Raw genomic sequence first — 20,371 nt, 5'->3', positions numbered from 1 at the left:
CAGATCGAATGCTAGGGACGAACGGATGGTCGCCGGTAGTGAGAGCGCACGCTCACGCGATGTCGGCACCCGATGAGTGCGCAGCGTGATCGGGGTGAGCGGTCATTTCCGCCTTCACCTTCTCCATGTCGAGCGCTCGAACTTGCTCAATGACTTGATCTAACGCGGGTTTGGGCAGTGCTCCTGCTTGGGCGAAGACCAAAGTTCCGTCGCGGAACGCGAGCAGAGTGGGGATAGCGCTAATTCCGGCAGCTTCGGCAAGTCCGGGCGCCGCCTCGGTATCCACCTTCCCAAAAATAATGTCCGGATTCGTCGCCGATGCAGACTCGTAAATGGGGGCAAAGGATGAACACGGCCCACACCAGGTTGCCCAGAAATCGAGAAGAAGAATCCCTCCTTTATCGATCTGCTCTTGGAGATTGGACTCGGTGACTTCGATCGTTGGCATTGGTTAACCTTTCGTGGGAAGCCCAAGGTCGAAGCAGCGCAAACGGCCGTGGGATGGTTTGTTCACTTGGTTCTGAGCGGAATGCGGTCGCGCGAAGCGCGGTGTCCGTACCGTTGGTTTCCTTGGAGCGGCTCGACTTCAGTTGCGGCCGGCCATGACACCGCCGTCGACGTTGAAGATGGCGCCCGTGGTCCAACTCGACGCCGGAGAGAGGAGGAAAATGATCGCGTCGGCCACGTCCTGCGGGGTGCCGACTCGGCCCAGTGGGTGCAAGCCAGCCATCTGCTGTAGCACCGCCTCCCGCTGTTCGACGGGGATCCAGTCGAAATGGGGCGTGTTGGTGACGGCAGGCGCCACCGCGTTCACGCGGATGCCCTCGCTGGCGAGCTCGATCGCAAGGTTGTGCGTGAGGGCGTGCAGGCCGGCCTTGGCCATCGAGAATGCCGACGAAGGCGTCGCGGCGAGTGCTTGATATGCCCACATCGCGCCAACATTCACGATCGCACCACCCTTCCCGCCCGCGACCATACCCTTGACGACCGTCTGAGTGAGGAAGAAAGTCGCCCTGTTGAGGTCATGATAAGAGTCGTAGTCCGCCACGTCGTGGTCGAGGAAGGGCTTGAGCCGAACGAGCCCAGCCGAGTTGACAAGGAGGGTGGCATCGGAATGACTCTGCGCCAGCTCCTTCTGCGTCTCGACGACCTGGTCCCAGTCGGTCAGGTCAGCCGAGATCGGCCACACGCTGCCCGAGCGCGACAGGCTCGCCACGGCGTCATCGAGTTTCTGTCCCGGGCGGCCAACGATCACGGCACTGCCGCCCGCCGCAACGACGTCCGCCGCGGTCTGAAACCCGATTCCACTAGTGCCCCCGAGTACTACCAACTTTTTACCTTCAAAGCCTGTTGCCATACAAATCACTCTCCGTCTGCCCGCGAACGCTTGCCGCACTATATTCCTATCGCCCTCAAAATGTAATATCGAGTACAGAGCGAAAAGCCGTCAACGAATCTGCTCGGTCGCCGCTGTGAGAGGCCTCGAGTCGCCGTTCTGGTCTGTCGCGGGAAAGGAGCGCGAGGACAGCGGGGAGAAGTAATCGTGTCGCCGGCTAGACGAGGTTTTGCTGTTCGCCGACAGCCCGGTGATCGTCAACTTCATCGAAGTTCTCGAAGGGCACTGCGGATCGCTCGTCAGCCACGACTTCGTCCGCGGCATGCTGGACCGGAAGTCAGCGGGCCCGTATCGGCGGCCGCCGTGTGAGGTAAGCATCGACGGCTTGTGAGCTAGTTCGGCACGACGAGCCAGGTAGCGAATTAGCCACCGAACTGCAGCACACAACGGAGTTTCTGCAACTTTAGGGCCGAAAAATGACACGCGTCGGGCTATTGGTAGCAAGCCGTTCGAGGAACACTTGCACTATGAAAGTAAGCCCGCGGAGTCGCGAACGCCCGGGCGGGCGGAACGCGTGAGGACAGCCGCCCCACCGTTGTGTCGAAGAATAGGAGAAACATCATGATCGGGATCGGAGCCCAAACGGTAAACGGGGCAGTCGAGGTCCTCGACCTACCCACACCTCGACAGCCGGAGGCAGGTGAGCTTCTGCTCGAGACGATCACTGCCGGCATCGGTCCATGGGACGCGTTGCTACACATCACCAACGGCTGGGATGTCGAGCTGAAGCCGCCGGCAGCGCTGGGCGTCGAAGGCGTCGGCCGCATCATCGCAATCGGTTCGGAGGTCAAAGATTTCAAGGTCGGTGACGTGGTCGTCGTGCACGACACTCCGCTGCCCGGAGGAAGTGGATTCTGGGCCGAGCAGATCCTCGTCCACGCCTCGAGCGCGGCCCTGATGCCGTCGGGCCTCAGCCCAGATATCGCAGCCGCTCTGCCGGTTGCGGCTCTCACTGCGAGCCAGGCGCTCAAAGAGCTTCAGATCGGTGCCGGTAGCCGCCTACTCGTCGTCGGTTCCGGCCCTACCGCCGTCATGGCGATCCGCCTCGGCGTCCTTGCCGGTGCTGAAGTCGTCGCAGCGGCGAGCCCCCGTCACAGCGATCGCCTGGAGAGGCTCGGCGCTGTCGATCTGATCGACTCTCACGCCGAGGACTGGAGTCGGACGACCAGCCGCCGCTTCGACGCGGTGCTTATCGCCGCTGACGGCACTTCCGAGGAGGCAATCAAACTCATCGATGACGGAGGGCGACTGACCTCCCTGACATCAGACGCGCCGGAGCCGACTCGCGGGATCACCACCAACAACCTCTACATCGTCCCTGACGGCGCCGATCTGGAGCGGCTTGTGAAGCTCGCCGCTGCAGGAGAGCTCAGCCTCGATGTCACCACGGTAACTGCCGAACAGGCGCCAGCAACCGAAGCCATCGTTGCGGCCGGGCGCTCCCGAGGCATCAAATACGTCATCGATTTCAGCGGCCCCACCGAGTCGGACCGCACCGCCGCGTAGTGGCACAAACCAGTGGTCTGAACCTCACCCGTCTTCGACCAGCCGGGAGTGCCCATGCAACGTAGGCGCTCCCAGGCTTACTGAGACGCAGCGGAGGAACTCAATCAGCGGTCGCGCGGCCTGAGGTACGTTCTTGTCCAGGAGGGCCGCGACGGCGGCGAGGATTGTTGCCTCCGCTTGAATTTTCTGGTCGAGCTGGTTCAGACTGATCAATCGTGCATGCCGCACAGTTCGGTTGGCTGCGAGAGAAGATGGACAGTGTCGAACGATGAAGATTACGGTGCGGCGAGCGACTCGGCGGAGGTGCCCCAGGGCGCTCGATTTCAGCGACTTGGCTCCGCTGCCCGAATCGACGCGTTGCGGGGGCGAACTCCGCTGCTGCGTCCGTCGCCTTTGAGCTTTCGTTGGCAAGCGAAGAATCCCTGGTTCGAGACCGATCTCCTGCCGGTTTCCCGGTCGAGCGCCACGGGGCCTTGGAGCGATGAGATCCGTGCCAGTCGCCGCGATACGACACAAATCGAGGGGTCCTATGCTCGCGGATGAACGAGCCATCCTCGAATCGGTGCGGGAAAAGGTCGTGCGGATTCTGAGTGGCGTCGAGCTCACGGTCATACACAGCGGCGAGCCGCCGTGGACGTGGTCTCTTCGTGTGACGATGGACGGCGGCTACCCTCGTCAGCTCTTCTGGGGATCGAACCAGTGGTCAGCGACGATGCGTTTCCTCTCCATGTCGGGCGAGCCGACAACCATCCTTGAGCCAATTGCCGCAGCGACCGAGGAGGCCGCGGCCGTCGACCTGGGAACGGTCATCGCGTGTGCCGCGGCAGGTAGCGTCGCACTCGACATCGTGGCACTCGCGCGCGCGCCTGGGCCCGCCGATACAGTACCTGCACTCGAAGTGTTCGGCGCCGCGCTTGCGATTCTTGAGGCGATGCAGCGCACGGACTCACTGCTCGACGCCCCGACGCGTGCGCTTGCCTCGACGTTGCGAGCCGAATGGCTGGTCGGGCGCCTCGACGACCTGCTGGGGTGACGGTTGCTCAGATCGCGGCCTGGGGTGCCTCATGTCTCGCGCCCGCTAGTGAATCACGACCGGTATCGACCTGCCGACACTGACTCGCCTTCACGTACGCGGAAGCTCATTCCAACGAACAGGCCACCCTCGACAACCAGGACAGGTCGTAACAGGCAGGTAGCTCGGAGGCCAGAAAGAACAGAGTCGGCCGCCCTCGTCGAGATGCCGATCGCCGAATGGGAAAGGACAGGATGATGACGCGACGCGTGTTTGAAGGGTCACTCGCCGGCGACGGGCCGGATAGGTAGCCGCCCGGTCGCGGAAGGCCTCGCCGAGTCAGCTGGTGAGCGCGCCGGCGCGATCTCGTGCGAGCATGACGGCGGCCCGCAGGCTGTCCACGTCGTAGGCGCCGTAATGTCTGCGCCCGTTGATGAAGAAGGTCGGCGTCCCCGATGCGCCGCTCAGATCGGCGCCGAGCAGATCCTCCTCGACGCGGGCGCGGAAGGTTCCTTCGGCAATGTCGTGACGGAAACGATCCACGTCGAGGCCCAGGGTCGATGCATAGCTGAGCAAGGCTTCCTCTTCGAGATCGTCCTGGTTCGCGAGCAGGAGGTCGTGCATCGGCCAGAAGGCACCCTGCGCACCGGCAGCCTCTGCAGCCTCAGCGGCCGCCTGGGCTCGTGGATGGACGTCCGCGATAGGAAGATTTCGCCAGACGAAGCGGATGTCCCCGTCGGAGAGCAGTTGAGTCACCTCCGATTCGGCGCGGCCGCAATACGGGCACTGGAAGTCGCCGTACTCGACGACCGTCACGACAGCACTGACATCCCCTCGCACGTGATCGCGTTCGGAATCAACGGCGACGGCCAGATCGGTCAGTTCCGGCGAATCGCCCAGCAGGGCCTGCGCTCGTTGTTCCGGGCTCAACAGTGAGGTCAGCTGGAATACCACCCAGGTCATCGCCGTGGCTCCCAGTACGGCGATCAGCACTCCCAGCTTCGCCTCTGCGAGGGCCTGGCCGGTGAATGCCAGACCAGCCACCAGTACGGCGACCGTGAAGCCGACGCCCGCGATCGTCCCGCTGCCGGCGACTCCGACCCAACCGACTGGTGGCCGCAGCCGTCCCTTGCTCAACCAGGCGATGGCGGCGGAAATGCCGAGCACGGCCACCGGCTTACCGACGATATAGCCGACAATCACTCCGAGGGTGACCGGAGAGGTAAGAGCTGCGAGCAGGAAAGACGGGTCGAGCGAGATCCCCGCATTCGCCAGCGCGAACAGCGGGACGATCACGTAGCTGGTCCAGGGAAGGTAGGTCGATTGGAGCCGCTCGTTCATCGAAAGGGCGCCCTTGAGCCCGAGGGCGGCGAGACGGGCCGACTCGGGGGTCGGCTGCTCACGGAAACGGCGGAACGATCCGGCTGCATCCTCCAGGGTCATGCGCCCCGGAACGTAGGCTGGTGTCGTCAGACCGGCGATCAACCCCAGAACAATGGGGTCAACGCCGCTGAAGAACAGGGCGACCCAGGCGGTCAGTGCCGCAGGCAGCGCCAGCCAGCGCACCCAGGCAACGCGCTGCATCACCAGCATGGCGACGAACGCACCGACAGCGATGAGCAACGGCACCATCTCGACGTGACCGCTGTAGGCGAAGGCGATAACCCCGAGAGCGACCAGATCGTCGACGATGAACACGGTCAGGATGAACGCTCGGATCTGCTCCGGGAGGTTACGTCCCACGAGGGTGACCAGCCCGAGCGCCAAAGCGGTGTCGGTCGACATCGCCACGCCCCAGCCATGCGCATTTTCCGTCCCCGCATTGAAGAAGAGAAAGATCAGGATCGGCAGCGCCATCCCGGCGATACCGGCGGCGAACGGCAGCACCACTCTGCGACGCTCGCGTAGCGTGCCGAGGTCCAACTCCCGGCGCGCCTCGAGACCGACGACGAGGAAGAAAAAGGTCATCAGTCCCGAGCTCACGAACTCACCCAAGGTGAGTTCGAGGCGGGCGCTGCCCACTTGAATCGCGAGTTCGGTTCCCCAGAAGGCCTGGTAGCTTCCGCCACCGGCGTTGGCCCAGATCAACGCGGCGACGATCGCAAAGATCAAAAGCGCTGAGCTGGCTGCCTCCGTCCGCACGAATCGGGCCACCTGGAAACCGACGCTGCGAATCCAGACCGTTCCACCGTCAAAAGCCGGCGACGGTTGTTTCTCCTCTATCACCCGTCGACCCGCTACGCGGCGAATGTCCGCAAGTAGCCGATGGCGCCGTTGAGCGACATCTCCAGTGGGAAGACATCCTTGGAGGTCTGGCACAGCAGCAGACCACCTTGAAGAGCGGCAAGCAGGGTCATGGCGAGAAGAGTCGTATCCGCTTCCATCCGAATCAGCCCGAGCTCTTTCGTCTGCTGAACTGCGCCAAGAAAGGCCAGCTCCCACCGTCGAAAGCTCCTGAAAAGCACCATGCGCGTCAGTTCGTCCGCGTCCGCCATCTCACTCGCCAGCGAGCCGAGCGGGCAGCCCCCGATGCAGCCGCCAGTCCTCTGGATGTCGACCACGAAATCTCGCCATGCCTCCCAGTTCTCCCATCCGCGAATATTGGCCAGGTGCGGCTCTTGGCCGCCGAGGATGAGCTCAGCCTGTCGCTCAATCACCGCACGAACCAGCTCGCTCTTGTCATCGAAGTAGTGGTAAACCTGCGACTTGCCAACCCCCGCTGTCTCGCAAACTCCTTCGATCGTGGTCCCAGCCACGCCGTCTTTGAGCATCAGCCCAGCAGCCGTGTCGACGATTTTCGCTCGGGTCCGTTCGCCTTTCAAAGTCAACGAACGGGCTGGCGCGATCTGGGTCACTGGTCCTCCTGTTTTGGACTCGATATTACATTCACTACTCGATAGGAATGTCTCATGCCTTCCAGCGAGATCGGGAAAGAGGGCGAAGCGTCTCGGCCAGGGCATCGGTGACAAGGACCGACTCACCTCGTCCCCACCGACGCGGAAGGACGAGCCTTCGGCCGATTGCCGGAGCACATCCTCATCATCGTCTACCTCACCGCCGACCCTGCGACCTCCGGAGAAAATTCCGGCGTGCAAACGTCCGAGTACGACTTCGAGCTTGTGTCGCACGACGATCTGCAGCAGTACACACGCCGGCATCATCCGAGCAAGAACATAAGGAGCAGAGAAATGAGTACAGAACGTGTGATCCTGGCCGGCGGATGCTTCTGGGGCGCCCAAGAACTCTTGAGAAAGAAGCCAGGCGTCCTCCGAACCCGCACCGGCTACTCCGGCGGCGATACGTCGAATGCGACCTACCGTAATCACGGCGATCATGCCGAGAGCGTGGAGATCATCTTCGACAACGATCTGATCAGTTTCCGCGACCTTCTCGAATTCTTTTTCCAGATCCACGACCCGTCGACGCGGGACCGACAGGGAAACGACATCGGTCGAAGCTACCGGTCGGCGATCTTCTACACATCGGAAGATCAGCGGCAGGTGGCCGTGGACACGATCGCGGACGTCGACGCATCGGGGCTCTGGCCGGGCAAGGTCGTCACCACAGTCGAACCCGCAGGTGACTTCTGGGAAGCCGAGGAGGAGCATCAAGACTACTTGCAGAAGGACCCGGCGGGTTACACCTGCCACTACGTCCGCCCCGACCGGAAACTGCCGAAACGTCAGCAGCAATCCTCCTGACAGCGTCCCATTCGAGCCCGAAACCCTTCGACTGACGAGAGAGAAACGATCATGGCAGTGTTCACACGTGGCTTCACCGGCCACCGCCCCGAGCCCGACGACAACCTCCCGCCAGGGCAGCACCTCACAGGAGGCTTCCCCGTGCTTTCGGCCGGGCCGACACCACGCATCGACACCGATGACTGGCAGTTCTTCATCCGGACCGAATCCGGGAAGACTCACACCTGGAATTGGGAAGAACTGCACCACCTGCCCATCGAAGACATCACCACCGATATCCACTGCGTCACGAGTTGGTCAAAGATCGGAACGCACTGGCGGGGAGTTTCGCTCGACAGTCTTTTCGACGGCGTCGAGACGGAGTACGAATACGTTATGGCCCACTCATACGGCGGGTACACCACCAACCTGCAGTTGGACGAGATCCTTGGTGGGAAAGCGTGGGTCGCCATCGAATACGACGGTGACGACCTTCCCTCGGAGCACGGCGGCCCCGCACGGCTTCTCGTACCCCACCTCTACTTCTGGAAGAGCGCAAAGTGGGTCAGCGGACTAGAAATGCAACGGGATGACACTCCCGGGTTCTGGGAGGAACTCGGCTACAACCTCCACGGCGACCCGTGGCGTGAAGAGCGGTACTCATGAGCCCAAGCACTCCCTGGTACGTGGCAACGCTCGTCGCAGCGGTGCCTCTGAACCCGGCCGCCCGCAGCATCACCTTCGACGTACCGGAATGGCCCGGCAACCGCGCCGGGCAGCACGTCGACGTCCGACTCACAGCGCCGGACGGATACCAAGCCGTCAGGTCATACTCCATCGCGTCATCGGGCCCCGGCACCCGGGTGGAACTCGGCATCGAGAAACTTCCTGACGGCGAGGTCTCCCCGTTCCTGGTAGACGGTCTCGAGATTGGCGACTCAGTGGAACTGCGGGGACCGCTCGGCGGCTGGTTCGTCTGGACTGAAGCGCTTCGCGCCCCCGTACAGCTGATCGCCGGCGGTTCTGGTGTCGTCCCTTTCCTCGCGATGGCGCGCGAGCATCGGCGTACGGGGAGCACAACGCCGATGCGGCTCCTCTACTCGCTGAAAGGCCCGGACGACGCGTTCTACCGGGAGGAACTGACTCTTCTGCGAGACGACGTGGACGTCAATTGGCATTACACCCGGCTCGCACCGCCGGGATGGGAGGACGAACCGCGACGATTGACTACCGCCGACCTGCAGAGTGCGGTGATCCCGCCGACAGACGACGCGCGGATCTACATCTGTGGACCAACCGGATTCGTCGAGAGGGTGTCTCGAAACCTTGGCTCTTTGGGCCACAGCCCGGAGACCATTCGCACAGAGAGGTTCGGTGGAGTATGAGCGACTTCCTCGATGGCAATGTCGTGGCAGGGGCGCTGCGCGACGTCTTCAATCTCGACATCACGGTCATGCAAGGCCAATGCGCGAACTGTGGCGACATCGCAGAGCTGGCCCGATCGCTGGTGTTCGGGCTGCCGATGGGTTTCGTGATGCGCTGCCGCAACTGCGACAACATCCTGGCAGTGCTCGTCGAAAGCACTCCGCGACGCCGTCTCGCCATGCGCGGGCTGCGCTGGATCGACATCGACGTATGACCGACCGAACTAACGGAGAACCACAAGCATGAACCCGGAACAGACACCCATCACGAATCCAGATTTGGCAACTCTCGCTGAATTGGCAGCTCAGCTTCGCGTGGATTCCATCCGATCCAGCACAAGTGCAGGATCGGGTCACCCGACCTCCAGCATGTCCGCCGCCGATCTGCTCGCTGTCCTTATCGGGCGGCACTTCCGCTACGACTGGGACCGTGCCACACGGACTCCGGACAACGACCACCTGGTTTTCTCCAAAGGTCACGCGTCTCCGCTGCTCTACTCCGTCTACAAGGCGGTGGGAGCCATTACCGACGATGAGCTGGTCAACGAATACCGCCGCTTCGGAAGCAGACTGCAGGGACACCCGACACCGGTTCTCCCGTGGGTGGATCTCGCCACAGGGTCGCTCGGGCAAGGCCTCCCCGACGCCGTCGGTATCGCACTTGCCGGCCGTCATCTCGAGAAGCTGCCCTACCGCGTGTGGGTACTCTGTGGCGACAGCGAGCTCGCAGAGGGATCCATCTGGGAGGCGATAGACACGGCCTCCCATTACGGGCTCTCGAACCTCATCACCGTGGTGGATGTCAACCGACTGGGGCAACGCGGACCGACCAAGTTCGGCTGGGACCTGGACATCTACGCTCGACGGTTCGAGGCCTTCGGCGCTCATGTCATCCGCGTCGACGGACACGACCTTGAAGAAATCGACGCCGCCATGGCGGACGCGTGTGGGGGTGCGGAGGACAGGCCGACGGTCATTCTCGCCCGAACCATCAAAGGCCGAGGCTTCTCACTCATCGAGGATCAGGAAGGCTGGCACGGCAAAGCACTGCCCGCCGACCTGGCTCAAGAGGCGATCCGCGAGCTCGGCGGTGAACGCCACCTGCTGGTCCGCGGCCCCATGCCGACCAGACGCGCGGCCGCCATCGTTCAAGACTCCGAATTGGATGATGATGTCGAGCCGGTCGTCTACACCGTTGGAGCGCAGGTGGCGACCCGGACGGCTTACGGCGACGCTCTCGCAGACCTCGGCCGGCGCCGCAGCAACGTGGTCGCACTCGACGGCGAAGTGAGCAACTCGACAGGCACCGACACGTTCGCCAAAGTGTTCCCCGACCGCTTCTTCGAGATGTTCATCGCCGAGCAGCAGCTCGTGGCAACGGCCACCGGACTGAGCGTGCGCAACTTCATCCCGTTCGCATCAACCTTCGCTGCGTTCCTCACCCGAGCACACGACTTCATACGGATGGCCGGAATCTCCGGAGCGAACATCCGGCTGGTCGGGTCGCACGCCGGGGTGGAGATCGGCGCCGACGGGCCGTCGCAGATGGCACTGGAAGACCTGGCCATGATGAGGTCGATCTACGACTCCACTGTCCTCTATCCGAGTGACGCCGTCAGCACCCAGGCGCTCGTCGAGCTGCTCGCGAACCGGCACGGCGTCTCCTACCTGCGCACCACCCGCGGTGCGTATCCGGTTCTCTACACCCCAGGGACTGCATTCCGCATCGGCGGGTCGCAGACCCTGCTCTCGAGCGGGGGCGACCACATCACCCTGGTAGGCGCAGGGGTAACGGTGCACGAATGCCTCGCCGCGGCCGCGATCATCGCCGACATGGGGATCAGGGCGATGGTGATCGATGCCTACTCGATCAAACCGCTCGACGAAGCCACCATCCGCGAAGCTGTCGATGCCACAGCCGGCCGCATCGTGGTCGTGGAAGACCATCACCCGGAAGGCGGACTCGGCGAGGCAGTGCTCACCGCGCTCTCCGCCGGCACGAAAGAACGCGTTCGCATCGAACACCTCGCCGTGCGCAACCTACCCGGATCCGGCACCACTGCCGAACTGCTGTCAGCGGCCGGCATCGACCGGGAAGCAATCAGCCAAGCCGCGCAGCGCCTGGTCAATCGTGGCTGAACCAGTTGCTCAGACCAGCAAGGAGAAAGACAAATGAGAAACAGAGAACCGAAGCCCGTCCAGACATTTCCGGTAATGGACGGAGCCGGGCCGGCACCGCGCGAAGACCAGATCGCCGGAATCGTTCAGCGTGTCTGGGCGGAATCGAGGGTTTACCACGAAGACGTCGAAGCCTTGCTCACCGAATGGCTCGGCGTTGAAGGCTGCGTGGTCAACGAACAGGAATTCGTGGTCTTGCTGTCAAAAGCCCGCGGCGAGTTCGACCGGCTAGCGACGAGCTCCGACGCGGATGAAGCACCACACTGTCCCGCCCACGACCTCGTCGCGTGCCTTTACTGGGACGTCCAGCAGCTGGAGCGAAACGGTCCCAACACGACAGAGTCGGTATGAACGATTCATCGGTCGCGAACGATGTGACGTTCACCGACGTCCGATTCGATCCTGACGTGACGCCCTTCCACGCCATAGCCAAGGAGATGGCGGCGGCGTTCGGTTACACAGCCGTCCTTTCGATCGACGATCAGCTCGCACAGCTCGTCCGCCTGCGAGTGACGCAGCTGACCCCATGCTCCTATTGCTTGATCCTGCATACGCGCAGCGCGCTCGAGAAGGGAATTCTGCCTGAGAAGGTCGCACACCTCCCAAGCTGGCGGGAAAGCCTCATGTTCACCGACCTCGAGAAAGCTGCTCTCGAGTATTGCGAGGCACTCACGAACTATGACCTAGCCGGGTTCCCGGAAACGCACCGCCAGCTGGCCCGCCACTTCGACGAACGACAGATCGCTGAGCTCGCAGCCGTCGTCATCAACATGAACCTCTGGACGCGGCTGAAACTCGCGCAAGGCGCCACACCGCGCATTTCCCCGAGGCACTCCGAAGAGAGATCCGGATGAGCATCGTGAACAGCGGCCGCCTCCGCTCCGTCTCCGCGGCGTCCCTGACAGACGCCCTCGGACGGTTGATCGACCACCGGGCGCACGTGCTCGACCTCGTCTCTCCGACCCCGGGGAAGGTCCTCTTCGGCCAGGCCGCCACGATCCGGTTCGTCCCGTTCCGCTCGGACCTGTTCGATGAAAGCCGTCACAGCTTCGCCCGGCACTTCTACGACGCTGTCCCCGCCCAGCCATCCCGGACGGTATTGGTGCTCGACAGCTCCGGTCACCCAGACGCGTCGGTCGGCGGCAGTACGAAGTTCTCACGATTGCAGAACCTCGGACTGGCCGGGCTTATCACCGACGCCCGTCTTCGGGACTTCGACGAGCTGATGCACTACAAGCCGGTCTTCTACTGCAAAGGCGAGACCGTGCGAGCCGGCACAGAGACACTTATGCCGATCGCCGCCAACGTTACTGTCTCCCTCGATGGTGCAACCGTCGTGCCCGGTGACTACATCTACGCCGACCACTCCGGAGCAGTTGTCATCCCTGCTGCGCTGCTCGATCAGGTGCTGGAGGGTGCGGCGGGGATCGAGGCACAGGACCGGTCCTTCGTCGCCGAAATCCGACAGGAGGATCCAGAGCAGGTCCGGTCGACAGGTAGTCGCGAGCGGTGATCGCCGACCTCTTTCCTCCATGGCTGCTCATCGCCGTCTTCGTCGGTGCCGCGGCAGCGACCTGGATCGCGGGTGTTGAGCTCAGCAAGTACACGGACGTCTTGGCGATGCGGTTCAAGCTCGGCGAAGCACTCGGTGGCCTCATCCTCCTCGCTGTGGCGACCAACCTTCCTGAACTTGCCATCACCATCAGCGCGGCGGCCTCCGGGGATCTCTCGATCGCCGTCGGCAATATCCTCGGGGGCATCGCGCTCCAGACCGTCGTGCTCGTCCTCCTGGACCTGTTCGGTGTGCGCGGTGCCCGCTCGCTCACCTACCGTGCTGCTTCCCTCTCGCTGATCGTCGAAGCTGCTCTCGTGATCGCTTTGCTCGCGGTGGTCGTCGGCGGGAGCCAGCTGCCGGGGGATCTGATTGCACTGCGGCTGACCCCGGACGTGGTGCTTATCGTGGGTCTTTGGGTGATCGGCATCCTCCTCGTGGTACGCGCGAGCAGGAGCATGGCCTGGCAGGATGGCGGACGCGCGCCCGGATCCCAGTCCCAGCCGCCGGGGCATGGAGCTCGTCGCATAGCCCGCGTCCGTCATGAGCGGATGGGGACACGGAAGTCGGTCGCCATCTTCTTAGTAGCGGCTGCTGTCACCCTGGCGGCCGGCATCCTGCTCGAGCAGAGCGGGAGTGTCCTCGCGGACCACGCAGGGCTTTCCGGCGTCGTGTTTGGAGCTACCTTCCTGGCGGGGGCGACTGCGCTACCCGAACTCTCCACCGGCCTCACCGCAGTCAAACAGCACGACTATCGCCTCGCCGTCAGCGACATCTTCGGAGGAAACGCCTTTCTTCCGGTCCTCTTCGCCGTCGCCACCCTGATCTCTGGAAAAGCAGTACTGCCCAACGCGCAGGCGTCCGACATCTATCTGACGGCGCTGGCGATCCTCCTGACGCTGGTGTACCTACTCGGGCTGGCATTCCGCCCCGAACGGAAGGTGATCGGCATGGGAGTGGATTCCCTTGTCGTCCTTGTCCTGTACGTGATCGGGATTGGTGGCCTGGTCGCGATCGCGAGCCTCTCCACGACGTGATCCGCCTTTTGCCGCTGTAGATGACGAGTTGCCGTATCTGGTTGCGGCAGTGGGGAGCGGCACCAGACCGTGCACTATCGGCTCTTTCCGAGGCCGGTGACACAGTCCGCCAAGACTGTACTCGATATTACAATCCGTCTCGGTTAGGAATGTACTGACCGCGAATTGAGAGGAAGCCAATGAGCCTGCAGACAATTGATCAGGGCATCGCCAGCAAGATAGGGCACTACGCGGATGCCGTCGTCATCCCCGCCGGATACGAGCAGATTCTGGTGTCGGGCACACCTGGAATTGACCAGGACGGGGACGTACGACCCGACATCACGAGCCAGTCGGAGCAGGCATGGGAGAACGTCGTGCGCATCCTGGAGGCAGCCGATGCCTCGGTAAGCGACATCGTCTTCATCCGGCAGTGGGTGACCAACGAGTCCGACATCGGTGACTATGTGGCCGTTCGCACCCGCTACGTGCCCCACCGCCCCGGGTCGATGCTCGCCGTCGTCCCGGCGCTCTTGCGCCCAGAATTCCTCGTGGAACTCGAGGTGGTGGCAGCCCGGCCGCCGCGAGACGTCGAAACACTCTGACGTCACCGACACCGGGCTCGGGTCAACGACACCTCGCCGGGTCCGCGAACGCCAGTTGCTTCACGGGCGCAGGGTCTGCAGATAGGCGATCGAGGTATCAACTGCAATCTGAACCGCGCGGGAGTCGCGTCGGGTTTGGCTGAGCAGCAGGCCACCCTGAACACCTGCAAGGATGCTGACGGCCAAGGTGTCGATGTCGACGTCTGGCCGCAAGTCGCCTCGCGCACGCATTGCCCTCAGGCCATCGGCTAGCAGCAGCTCCCATTGGCTGAAGTGTTCCGCCAGCGCGTGACGGGCGATCGGGTCGGACTCGGCCAGCCCGCTTGCGAGGGAGCCGAGGGGGCATCCTCCGACACAATTCTGGGCCTCAAGCATTGTCACGATCATGTCGCGCCATGTGAGGAGCGCATCGAAGCTGTCGAGGCGCTCGAGTACCTGCCGGTGGGCGCCGAGTACGGTCTCGGCCTGGTGGTCGATAACCGCCAGGAGCAGTGCGCTCTTGTCTGCGAAGTAGTGATAGAGCTGCGATGCGCTCACTCGGGCTTCGCCTTGGATGTCTTCGAGAGTCGAGCGTTCCAGACCGTGCTCCAGGATCAGCGCAGACGCCGCCTCCACGATGCGTTGACGAGTTGCAAGTCCCTTAGCAGTGAACGCGCGAGCTGGTCTTTTCGCTTCAGGTGCCGATGTCATCTCGTTACGATATCAGTTTTTGTAGTTGCCACTCCATTTTTCTGTCGACACGATTGCAGTACTCACTCCATTCGAAGGGATCAGCATGACTACCGACTTCACCGGCAAGACCGCACTCATCACGGGCTCAACCAGCGGAATAGGCAGGGCTACTGCACTCAAACTCGCCGCACGCGGCGCACACGTCATCATCAGCGGGCGCGATATTGAGCGCGGAGAAGCCACCGTTAGGCGTATCCGAGACGCCGGCGGCAACGCCGAATTCGTCGCCGCAGATCTGCTCGACTCCGCCAGTGTTCACCACCTCGCGAGCCGCGCTCTCGAGATCTCCGGAGGCCGAGTTGACATCCTTGTCAACAACGCTGGGATCTTCCCCTTTGGCCCTACCCCCGACGTAGACGGGAACGAGATCGACGCCGTGACGGCGGTCAATATCAAAGCACCCTTCATCCTCGTCGCCCGCCTCGCTCCCGCGATGGTCGCTGGCGACAGGGGCGCGATCGTCAATGTGAGCTCGATGGTCGCGAGCTTCGGGATGTCGGGCATGGCTCTTTACGGATCTAGCAAGGCTGCGCTTCAGTTGCTCACCAAGGCGTGGGCAGCGGAGTTCGGCCCCGCCGGTGTCCGCGTCAACGCGGTAAGTCCTGGGCCCACCCGCACCGAGGGCACTGTCGGGATGGGCGACGGTCTCGACATGTTGGCGGCGACAACGCCCGCTGGCCACCCGGGCGACGCCGAGGACGTCGCGGATGCGATCGTCTTTCTAGCGTCCGAGCAGGCTAGACACGTACATGGAGCGATTCTTCCGGTCGACGGGGGTCGGCTCGCCGTCTAGCCAGTAGGTCTTTACGGAAGGACTACTGGCTGGCCACGTTACCCAACCGGGCCGGGCGTCTGATTCGAGGAGGTCACCCGGCCCGCCTTCGGGGCATGCGGGCGTCGGTGATACCGTGCTCGGCTTCGGCGAGGCGGCGCGCCACATCGGGGGAGTTGCTCCACAGCTCGTCAAGGAGCGCTCGGACGGGCGCGAGCCGTTGTGGGCGTGCCCGGTCGAGACTTCTCGTGCCGTCGCGGCGCTCGTCGACTAGTCCGGCGTGTGCTCTTGTTGGACGGGTGTCCGAGGGGGACCGGGTTGGAATGCTGAAGCTGAAACGCGCATCCCGACGAACGAGGAGGCGAGTGGTGAGCGCGATACCGAAGAGTGGCAAGACGCCGCAAAGCGATTAAAATGCGACCTAGATGCAAAACGCGACCCCAACGCTCCATCGGATTCGCCAGCGCGCTACGCTGCGACTTGCCTTTGTCTCGGCCGTCATTGGTTTGTTGGCCGCGTTTGCGGCCGTTGGTTCGACGATTCCGCTGTTCAACGTCTACCGCGCTGAAGAGGGGTTCACCAACGCCGATATCTCGATGACTGTGGTGGCCTACTCGATCGGCACAATCAGCACATTGCTGGTGTTAGGTCGGCTGTCCAACTATGTAGGACGGCGGGCGGCGGCTCTCGCCAGCCTCGGCTTGCTCATATTGGGCTGTGTTGTGCTGTTGGACGTGCATTTCATTTGGGTGCTGATTGGTGGCCGGCTGTTGATGGGCTTGGGTGCGGGGATGGCCAGCAGCACTCTCGCCGCCTACATTGTCGATGCGGCGCCGAAGAAGCCGGTCTGGCTGGCTTCGGTCGCCTCGAGTCAGACGGTGATGCTCGGTCTCGCCGTGGGTGCTATCGCCTCTGGCGCCCTGGTTCAGTTCGGTCCGTGGCCTCGGGACCTCATCTTCCTGGTTGCAATCGTCTTCCTGTTGGTGTCTGCCGTGCTGATTTTCCTCAGCCCTGAAACGGTCACCCCGCGGCCGTTCACCTGGCTGTCTTTGCGGCCGACGGTGCGCGTACCAGCGCGGGTCAGGTATCTCCTTCCGGTCGCTGCCGCTGTGATCCTGCCCACTTGGGCGACGGGGGCGTTCTACCAAGCCTTCGTCCCCGCGCTCGTTGAGGATCAACTCCACACCAAGAGCCCCCTGCTCCTCGGACTGGTGTTCGCCGCATACATGGCGCCTAGCGCTTTCGGAGCACCGCTCGGACACCTGTTCAGCACGGCAACAGCTCAACGAATCGGGATGACAGCCTTCCTCGCTGGGTGGGCGGGGATCATCAGCGCGAACACGACCGGAGCATTGCCGTTATTCATCGCCGCAACAGTCATCGCCGGCGCAGGTCAAGGCATAGCCATCAACGCCGCCACCCACGGCCTGCTCTATGGCAGCAACCTGGCCGACCGAGCACCGATCTTCGCCGTGGTGTATCTGCTCAGCTACGCCGGTGCGACCATCCCAAGCCTCATCGCAGGCCAGCTCTCCAACACCTTTTCAGTACCGCAGATCGCACTCGGGTACGGGGCGTTCGCCCTGATCGGCACAGTGATCACCCTCCTAGCCGCCCAGAACCCCCACCCTGCGACAGCTAGCCAACTCCACAGCTGATCCCTGGAGTTCGCCACCGGGCGTGGCTGGTCCGCAGATCGAATGCGCGGGATGTCGGCCACCTTGCAACAAGTTCCGTTGACACGAAAGCATTCGAGACGGTGCTGCTTATTCACGAACGAAGGCGGAGCGAGCCCAGACGCGAACGAGCTCGCTCCGGGTTTTATGACCTGACGCTCGGCAAGCACCCAGGTTCTTGCCCCCAGGTGGCGCGTCAGTGTTGATCGGCTCGACTCGGCCTAGTCTGTGCCTCGAGTCCCAGCGCAAGGGCGACCCCGCCGGTCTACATTGTGGCGGCAGCTGGGACCGTGCCGCTTTCGGCTCCGGTCATGACCACGTCGCGCTGGAACCGCCGAAAGCGGGAGGGTGTCTCCCCGGTTGCTCCTCGAAACGCGCGAGTGAACGCCGACTCAGACTGATATCCGACCTCTGACGCAATATCGGCGACGTTTCGGTCCGTGTTGTCGAGCAAATCTGCTGCGATCATCAGCCGGGTACGGGTTAGGAATTGCCCAAACGTTGTGCCTGTCGCTGCTCGGAACCGTCGGATGAATGTGGCGCGAGACATGGCTGTCTCCGAGCTCAACTGATCGAGCGACCACCGTCCCGCAGGTCGCGCCAGGATGTCGAGAATGATGGTGTTGATCTGAGGGTCAGCCACGGCGGTCCACAGCCGTCCGTACGCAGTGGGAGCCGCGGTTGTTGTCCGGAGCACCAGGGCGATCAGCACGGTGCAGAACGCCGACAGTATCGCCGCGGACCCCATCCCGTCATGCACCGATTCTGCTCGCATCAGTTCACTCAGCTTGTTAAGGGTGTCCCGTCCTCGTTGATTTTCGAACAGGGACACGTGGGTTGGCGCCGGAAGGGATTTGAACAGGATCGCGCCGGCGCCGGCGCCGATCGTGTAGTGGCCGCAGAACAGATCGATAATGGGGGCGGTCCCGTCACCGCTGGTCTTGGTGGAGAACGTTGCCCCGACACGTCTCTTGATGGACTTGCTTGGCCCGTCCCCGGCGGTCAAGATGCGGTGGCGCGCCCCCGTTGTGATTATCACCACATCCCCCGCCGTCATGTGATGGAGTGTTCCACCGACTTCAAGGTCACATTCACCTTCGAGTAGGACGTGAAAGGGGATCTCCCGAGGCGCCCGTGGGCCTGGTTCCATGATTGTGGACCCTCCGAGGAGGCAGCGTGTGTCCAGTGTTGCCTCGAGTCGAGCTATTCGCAACAGGTGGCTGATCTGATCCATTTGATACTTTCGAGCGATTTATTGATACCCAATGCTCTATTTGTAGCACCGTGGCTGGAGGAGACTCAAGGCATGGAAAGCACTACATCTCTAACGACCGACGTCATCGTTCTCGGTTTTGGCAAGGGAGGGAAGACTGCCGCCCATGTCTTGTCGAACGCGGGTCAGCGAGTCGTTCTGATCGAGCAGTCCGAGGACATGTACGGAGGCACCTGCCCTAACGTTGGCTGCATTCCCACGAAGATGCTGGTTCACTACTCGAATTCGAGGCGTCTTGAGGATGCAGCTCAGGAGTTCTTCGCGAGCTCGATCGAGGGGGTTCGCGCTCTGACCGCCGCTGGTCGCGCTGCCAACTTCGACGCCATAAACAGCAAGGATCTAGCAACCGTTATCACAGGTATGGCCCGTTTCGTCGACTCTCACACCGTCGCGGTGGGTGTGGGTAAGGATGAGATCACAGTCACTGCATCAACGATTCTGATCAATACGGGCTCCGAACCAGTTGTGCCCGCCATTGAGGGGATCGCGACGACCGCCCATTTGGTCAGCAGCAGCGACCTCACCCGCCTGGACAAGCTGCCTGAGCACCTGGTCATCATCGGTGGCGGCTACCTGGGACTCGAGTTCGCGTCCATCTACCGGCACTTCGGCGCTGATGTCACTGTGCTCGAGGCGACCGAAAGGCTCCTTCCGAAAGAAGACGAAGATGTCGCGTCCGTTGCGGCGGAGATTCTCTCGGGTGACGGCATCACCATCATCACGGGTTCCTCGGTGACCCGAGTCGAGGACGCGAACGGCACGAGCATCGTCACTTATGTAAAGGATGGCGTTACTTACACCGTTCAGGGGGACGCTGTCCTCCCCGCGACGGGTCGCAAGCCGGCCACTGATGAGCTGAACCTCGCCGCCGCAGGAGTGGATGTCACTCCGCGAGGAGCTGTGGTTGTGGACGAGTTTCTTCGGACTTCCCAGCCGCACATCTTCGCGCTTGGCGATGTCAATGGCGGGCCGCAGTTCACCTACATCTCGCTGGATGACGCACGAATCGTTCTCGACCAGGTGCTCGGCGAGGGAAAACGGAGCACCAAGGACCGGGTGGCGGTTCCGCGGACCGTCTTCATCACGCCCCCGCTGGCTACCGTCGGGCTTACGGAACGCGAGGCACGCGAGCAAGGACTGAACATCAAGGTCGCTCGTGAGAAGGTGGCCAACATTGTTGCCTTCCGCCGTGCCTACACCGTTGAGGAGACTCGCGGAGTGATGAAGTTCATTCTCGATGCCGACACCGACTTGATTCTGGGCGCCGCGATCCTGAGCATCGACGCGCAAGAGGTGATCAACCTGATCGCACTGGCTATGCAACAGGGTGTCACGGCGACGACCTTGCAGAACGGGATCTATACACATCCGAGCACCACCGAGGCGTTCAATGAGGTCTTCACCAAGATCGTTGCCTGACATCGGCGCACGCCGCCGCGGTCGGTTCGTGTGGCCGCGGCGCACGCCGTCGACTCCTTCCCTTTTGTGGTCGTCCGGGCGATTGAGAACCGACTCGGTCGCACAGCCACCGCTTGTGAACTAGAGATTA

The 20,371-nt window shown here is 62.7% G+C and carries 22 protein-coding genes; 16 read left to right on the top strand and 6 right to left on the bottom strand.

The features are described from left to right. Nucleotides 1–52: 52 nt before the first annotated feature. Nucleotides 53–448 carry a thioredoxin family protein gene (locus ACV7NN_RS07860; RefSeq protein WP_463349015.1) on the bottom strand — a complete coding sequence of 132 codons (396 nt, stop codon included), beginning with the start codon at nucleotides 446–448 and terminating at the stop codon, nucleotides 53–55. 138 nt (nucleotides 449–586) lie between these two features. Further along, complete coding sequence (locus ACV7NN_RS07855; RefSeq protein WP_463349014.1) at nucleotides 587–1,357, bottom strand: SDR family NAD(P)-dependent oxidoreductase; 771 nt, start codon at nucleotides 1,355–1,357, stop codon at nucleotides 587–589. 208 nt (nucleotides 1,358–1,565) lie between these two features. Between ACV7NN_RS07855 and ACV7NN_RS07850 the strand changes: the two genes are divergently transcribed. The 3 genes from ACV7NN_RS07850 (at nucleotide 1,566) to ACV7NN_RS07840 (ending at nucleotide 3,935) form a co-directional block, all read left to right on the top strand. Then, nucleotides 1,566–1,727 (top strand): hypothetical protein, encoded by a 162-nt coding sequence (locus ACV7NN_RS07850; protein WP_463349013.1) that lies wholly within the window; start codon nucleotides 1,566–1,568, stop codon nucleotides 1,725–1,727. Nucleotides 1,728–1,957: 230 nt separating this feature from the next. Beyond that, on the top strand, nucleotides 1,958–2,902 hold the full coding sequence (locus ACV7NN_RS07845) for an NADP-dependent oxidoreductase (RefSeq protein ID WP_463349012.1): 945 nt from the start codon (nucleotides 1,958–1,960) through the stop codon (nucleotides 2,900–2,902). A gap of 529 nt (nucleotides 2,903–3,431) precedes the next feature. After that, on the top strand, nucleotides 3,432–3,935 hold the full coding sequence (locus tag ACV7NN_RS07840; RefSeq protein WP_463349011.1) for a hypothetical protein: 504 nt from the start codon (nucleotides 3,432–3,434) through the stop codon (nucleotides 3,933–3,935). A gap of 318 nt (nucleotides 3,936–4,253) precedes the next feature. Here the strand turns inward: ACV7NN_RS07840 and ACV7NN_RS07835 are convergent, their stop codons facing one another. Both ACV7NN_RS07835 and ACV7NN_RS07830 read right to left on the bottom strand, forming a co-directional pair. Continuing rightward, nucleotides 4,254–6,140, bottom strand: coding sequence for a Na+/H+ antiporter NhaA (locus ACV7NN_RS07835; protein WP_463349010.1), 1,887 nt, complete (start codon nucleotides 6,138–6,140; stop codon nucleotides 4,254–4,256). Nucleotides 6,141–6,151: 11 nt separating this feature from the next. Further along, the gene (locus tag ACV7NN_RS07830; protein ID WP_463349009.1) at nucleotides 6,152–6,769 is read right to left on the bottom strand and encodes a TetR/AcrR family transcriptional regulator; all 618 of its coding nucleotides are present in this window, start codon (nucleotides 6,767–6,769) and stop codon (nucleotides 6,152–6,154) included. A 333-nt stretch (nucleotides 6,770–7,102) separates the two neighbouring features. Here ACV7NN_RS07830 and msrA point away from each other — a divergent pair, with 333 nt between their 5' ends. The 10 genes from msrA to ACV7NN_RS07780 all read left to right on the top strand — a co-directional run bounded on the left by msrA (nucleotide 7,103) and on the right by ACV7NN_RS07780 (nucleotide 14,369). Then, the gene (gene msrA, locus ACV7NN_RS07825; RefSeq protein ID WP_463351260.1) at nucleotides 7,103–7,615 is read left to right on the top strand and encodes a peptide-methionine (S)-S-oxide reductase MsrA; all 513 of its coding nucleotides are present in this window, start codon (nucleotides 7,103–7,105) and stop codon (nucleotides 7,613–7,615) included. A 51-nt stretch (nucleotides 7,616–7,666) separates the two neighbouring features. Then, nucleotides 7,667–8,260 carry a molybdopterin-dependent oxidoreductase gene (locus ACV7NN_RS07820; RefSeq protein WP_463349008.1) on the top strand — a complete coding sequence of 198 codons (594 nt, stop codon included), beginning with the start codon at nucleotides 7,667–7,669 and terminating at the stop codon, nucleotides 8,258–8,260. After that, the gene (locus ACV7NN_RS07815; RefSeq protein WP_463349007.1) at nucleotides 8,257–8,979 is read left to right on the top strand and encodes a ferredoxin reductase; all 723 of its coding nucleotides are present in this window, start codon (nucleotides 8,257–8,259) and stop codon (nucleotides 8,977–8,979) included. The genes ACV7NN_RS07820 and ACV7NN_RS07815 overlap by 4 nt, the downstream gene beginning before the upstream one ends. After that, a complete protein-coding gene (locus tag ACV7NN_RS07810) occupies nucleotides 8,976–9,233 on the top strand; it encodes a DUF6510 family protein (protein WP_463349006.1) in 258 nt (85 codons plus the stop codon). Before ACV7NN_RS07815 ends, ACV7NN_RS07810 begins: the two co-directional genes overlap by 4 nt. A gap of 28 nt (nucleotides 9,234–9,261) precedes the next feature. Then, the gene (locus ACV7NN_RS07805) at nucleotides 9,262–11,157 is read left to right on the top strand and encodes a transketolase (RefSeq protein ID WP_463349005.1); all 1,896 of its coding nucleotides are present in this window, start codon (nucleotides 9,262–9,264) and stop codon (nucleotides 11,155–11,157) included. Between the two features lie 33 nt (nucleotides 11,158–11,190). Beyond that, on the top strand, nucleotides 11,191–11,547 hold the full coding sequence (locus tag ACV7NN_RS07800) for a hypothetical protein (protein ID WP_463349004.1): 357 nt from the start codon (nucleotides 11,191–11,193) through the stop codon (nucleotides 11,545–11,547). 23 nt (nucleotides 11,548–11,570) lie between these two features. Next, on the top strand, nucleotides 11,571–12,050 hold the full coding sequence (locus tag ACV7NN_RS07795) for a carboxymuconolactone decarboxylase family protein (RefSeq protein WP_463349003.1): 480 nt from the start codon (nucleotides 11,571–11,573) through the stop codon (nucleotides 12,048–12,050). Beyond that, a complete protein-coding gene (locus ACV7NN_RS07790; protein WP_463349002.1) occupies nucleotides 12,047–12,709 on the top strand; it encodes an RraA family protein in 663 nt (220 codons plus the stop codon). Before ACV7NN_RS07795 ends, ACV7NN_RS07790 begins: the two co-directional genes overlap by 4 nt. Beyond that, entirely contained in the window at nucleotides 12,706–13,785 is a 1,080-nt protein-coding gene (locus ACV7NN_RS07785; protein ID WP_463349001.1) for a sodium:calcium antiporter, read from the top strand. Before ACV7NN_RS07790 ends, ACV7NN_RS07785 begins: the two co-directional genes overlap by 4 nt. 179 nt (nucleotides 13,786–13,964) lie before the next feature. Then, nucleotides 13,965–14,369: a RidA family protein gene (locus ACV7NN_RS07780; RefSeq protein ID WP_463349000.1), complete on the top strand. Its 405-nt coding sequence runs from the start codon at nucleotides 13,965–13,967 to the stop codon at nucleotides 14,367–14,369. A gap of 60 nt (nucleotides 14,370–14,429) precedes the next feature. On the opposite strand, the gene ACV7NN_RS07775 is transcribed toward ACV7NN_RS07780, so the two are convergent. Continuing rightward, entirely contained in the window at nucleotides 14,430–15,059 is a 630-nt protein-coding gene (locus ACV7NN_RS07775) for a TetR/AcrR family transcriptional regulator (protein WP_463348999.1), read from the bottom strand. An 85-nt stretch (nucleotides 15,060–15,144) separates the two neighbouring features. Between ACV7NN_RS07775 and ACV7NN_RS07770 the strand changes: the two genes are divergently transcribed. Further along, nucleotides 15,145–15,894, top strand: a complete 750-nt coding sequence (locus ACV7NN_RS07770) for an SDR family NAD(P)-dependent oxidoreductase (RefSeq protein ID WP_463348998.1) — start codon at nucleotides 15,145–15,147, stop codon at nucleotides 15,892–15,894. 404 nt (nucleotides 15,895–16,298) lie between these two features. Further along, nucleotides 16,299–17,531 carry an MFS transporter gene (locus ACV7NN_RS07765; protein WP_463348997.1) on the top strand — a complete coding sequence of 411 codons (1,233 nt, stop codon included), beginning with the start codon at nucleotides 16,299–16,301 and terminating at the stop codon, nucleotides 17,529–17,531. Between the two features lie 283 nt (nucleotides 17,532–17,814). Here ACV7NN_RS07765 and ACV7NN_RS07760 read toward each other — a convergent pair whose 3' ends face one another. Beyond that, nucleotides 17,815–18,783 carry a cupin domain-containing protein gene (locus ACV7NN_RS07760; RefSeq protein ID WP_463348996.1) on the bottom strand — a complete coding sequence of 323 codons (969 nt, stop codon included), beginning with the start codon at nucleotides 18,781–18,783 and terminating at the stop codon, nucleotides 17,815–17,817. On the opposite strand from ACV7NN_RS07760, the gene ACV7NN_RS07755 reads away from it, so the two are divergent. Then, nucleotides 18,766–20,241, top strand: a complete 1,476-nt coding sequence (locus ACV7NN_RS07755) for an FAD-dependent oxidoreductase (RefSeq protein ID WP_463348995.1) — start codon at nucleotides 18,766–18,768, stop codon at nucleotides 20,239–20,241. The genes ACV7NN_RS07760 and ACV7NN_RS07755 overlap by 18 nt on opposite strands. Nucleotides 20,242–20,371: the final 130 nt, after the last annotated feature.

The organism is Leifsonia sp. Ger2509 (assembly GCF_055231915.1).
The sequence above is the reverse complement of the archived record's forward strand: the minus strand, read 5'-3'. Positions and strand labels throughout refer to the sequence as shown.

Bases quoted from the DNA above. Each gene is read 5' to 3' on its own strand.
- ACV7NN_RS07810 (WP_463349006.1), top strand. From the start codon at position 8,976: ATGAGCGACTTCCTCGATGGCAATGTCGTGGCAGGGGCGCTGCGCGAC.
- ACV7NN_RS07815 (WP_463349007.1), top strand. From the start codon at position 8,257: ATGAGCCCAAGCACTCCCTGGTACGTGGCAACGCTCGTCGCAGCGGTG.
- ACV7NN_RS07845 (WP_463349012.1), top strand. From the start codon at position 1,958: ATGATCGGGATCGGAGCCCAAACGGTAAACGGGGCAGTCGAGGTCCTC.
- ACV7NN_RS07820 (WP_463349008.1), top strand. From the start codon at position 7,667: ATGGCAGTGTTCACACGTGGCTTCACCGGCCACCGCCCCGAGCCCGAC.
- ACV7NN_RS07805 (WP_463349005.1), top strand. From the start codon at position 9,262: ATGAACCCGGAACAGACACCCATCACGAATCCAGATTTGGCAACTCTC.
- ACV7NN_RS07860 (WP_463349015.1), bottom strand. From the start codon at position 448: ATGCCAACGATCGAAGTCACCGAGTCCAATCTCCAAGAGCAGATCGAT.
- ACV7NN_RS07780 (WP_463349000.1), top strand. From the start codon at position 13,965: ATGAGCCTGCAGACAATTGATCAGGGCATCGCCAGCAAGATAGGGCAC.
- ACV7NN_RS07765 (WP_463348997.1), top strand. From the start codon at position 16,299: ATGCAAAACGCGACCCCAACGCTCCATCGGATTCGCCAGCGCGCTACG.
- ACV7NN_RS07855 (WP_463349014.1), bottom strand. From the start codon at position 1,357: ATGGCAACAGGCTTTGAAGGTAAAAAGTTGGTAGTACTCGGGGGCACT.
- msrA (WP_463351260.1), top strand. From the start codon at position 7,103: ATGAGTACAGAACGTGTGATCCTGGCCGGCGGATGCTTCTGGGGCGCC.
- ACV7NN_RS07790 (WP_463349002.1), top strand. From the start codon at position 12,047: ATGAGCATCGTGAACAGCGGCCGCCTCCGCTCCGTCTCCGCGGCGTCC.
- ACV7NN_RS07840 (WP_463349011.1), top strand. From the start codon at position 3,432: ATGCTCGCGGATGAACGAGCCATCCTCGAATCGGTGCGGGAAAAGGTC.
- ACV7NN_RS07760 (WP_463348996.1), bottom strand. From the start codon at position 18,783: ATGGATCAGATCAGCCACCTGTTGCGAATAGCTCGACTCGAGGCAACA.
- ACV7NN_RS07770 (WP_463348998.1), top strand. From the start codon at position 15,145: ATGACTACCGACTTCACCGGCAAGACCGCACTCATCACGGGCTCAACC.
- ACV7NN_RS07775 (WP_463348999.1), bottom strand. From the start codon at position 15,059: ATGACATCGGCACCTGAAGCGAAAAGACCAGCTCGCGCGTTCACTGCT.
- ACV7NN_RS07800 (WP_463349004.1), top strand. From the start codon at position 11,191: ATGAGAAACAGAGAACCGAAGCCCGTCCAGACATTTCCGGTAATGGAC.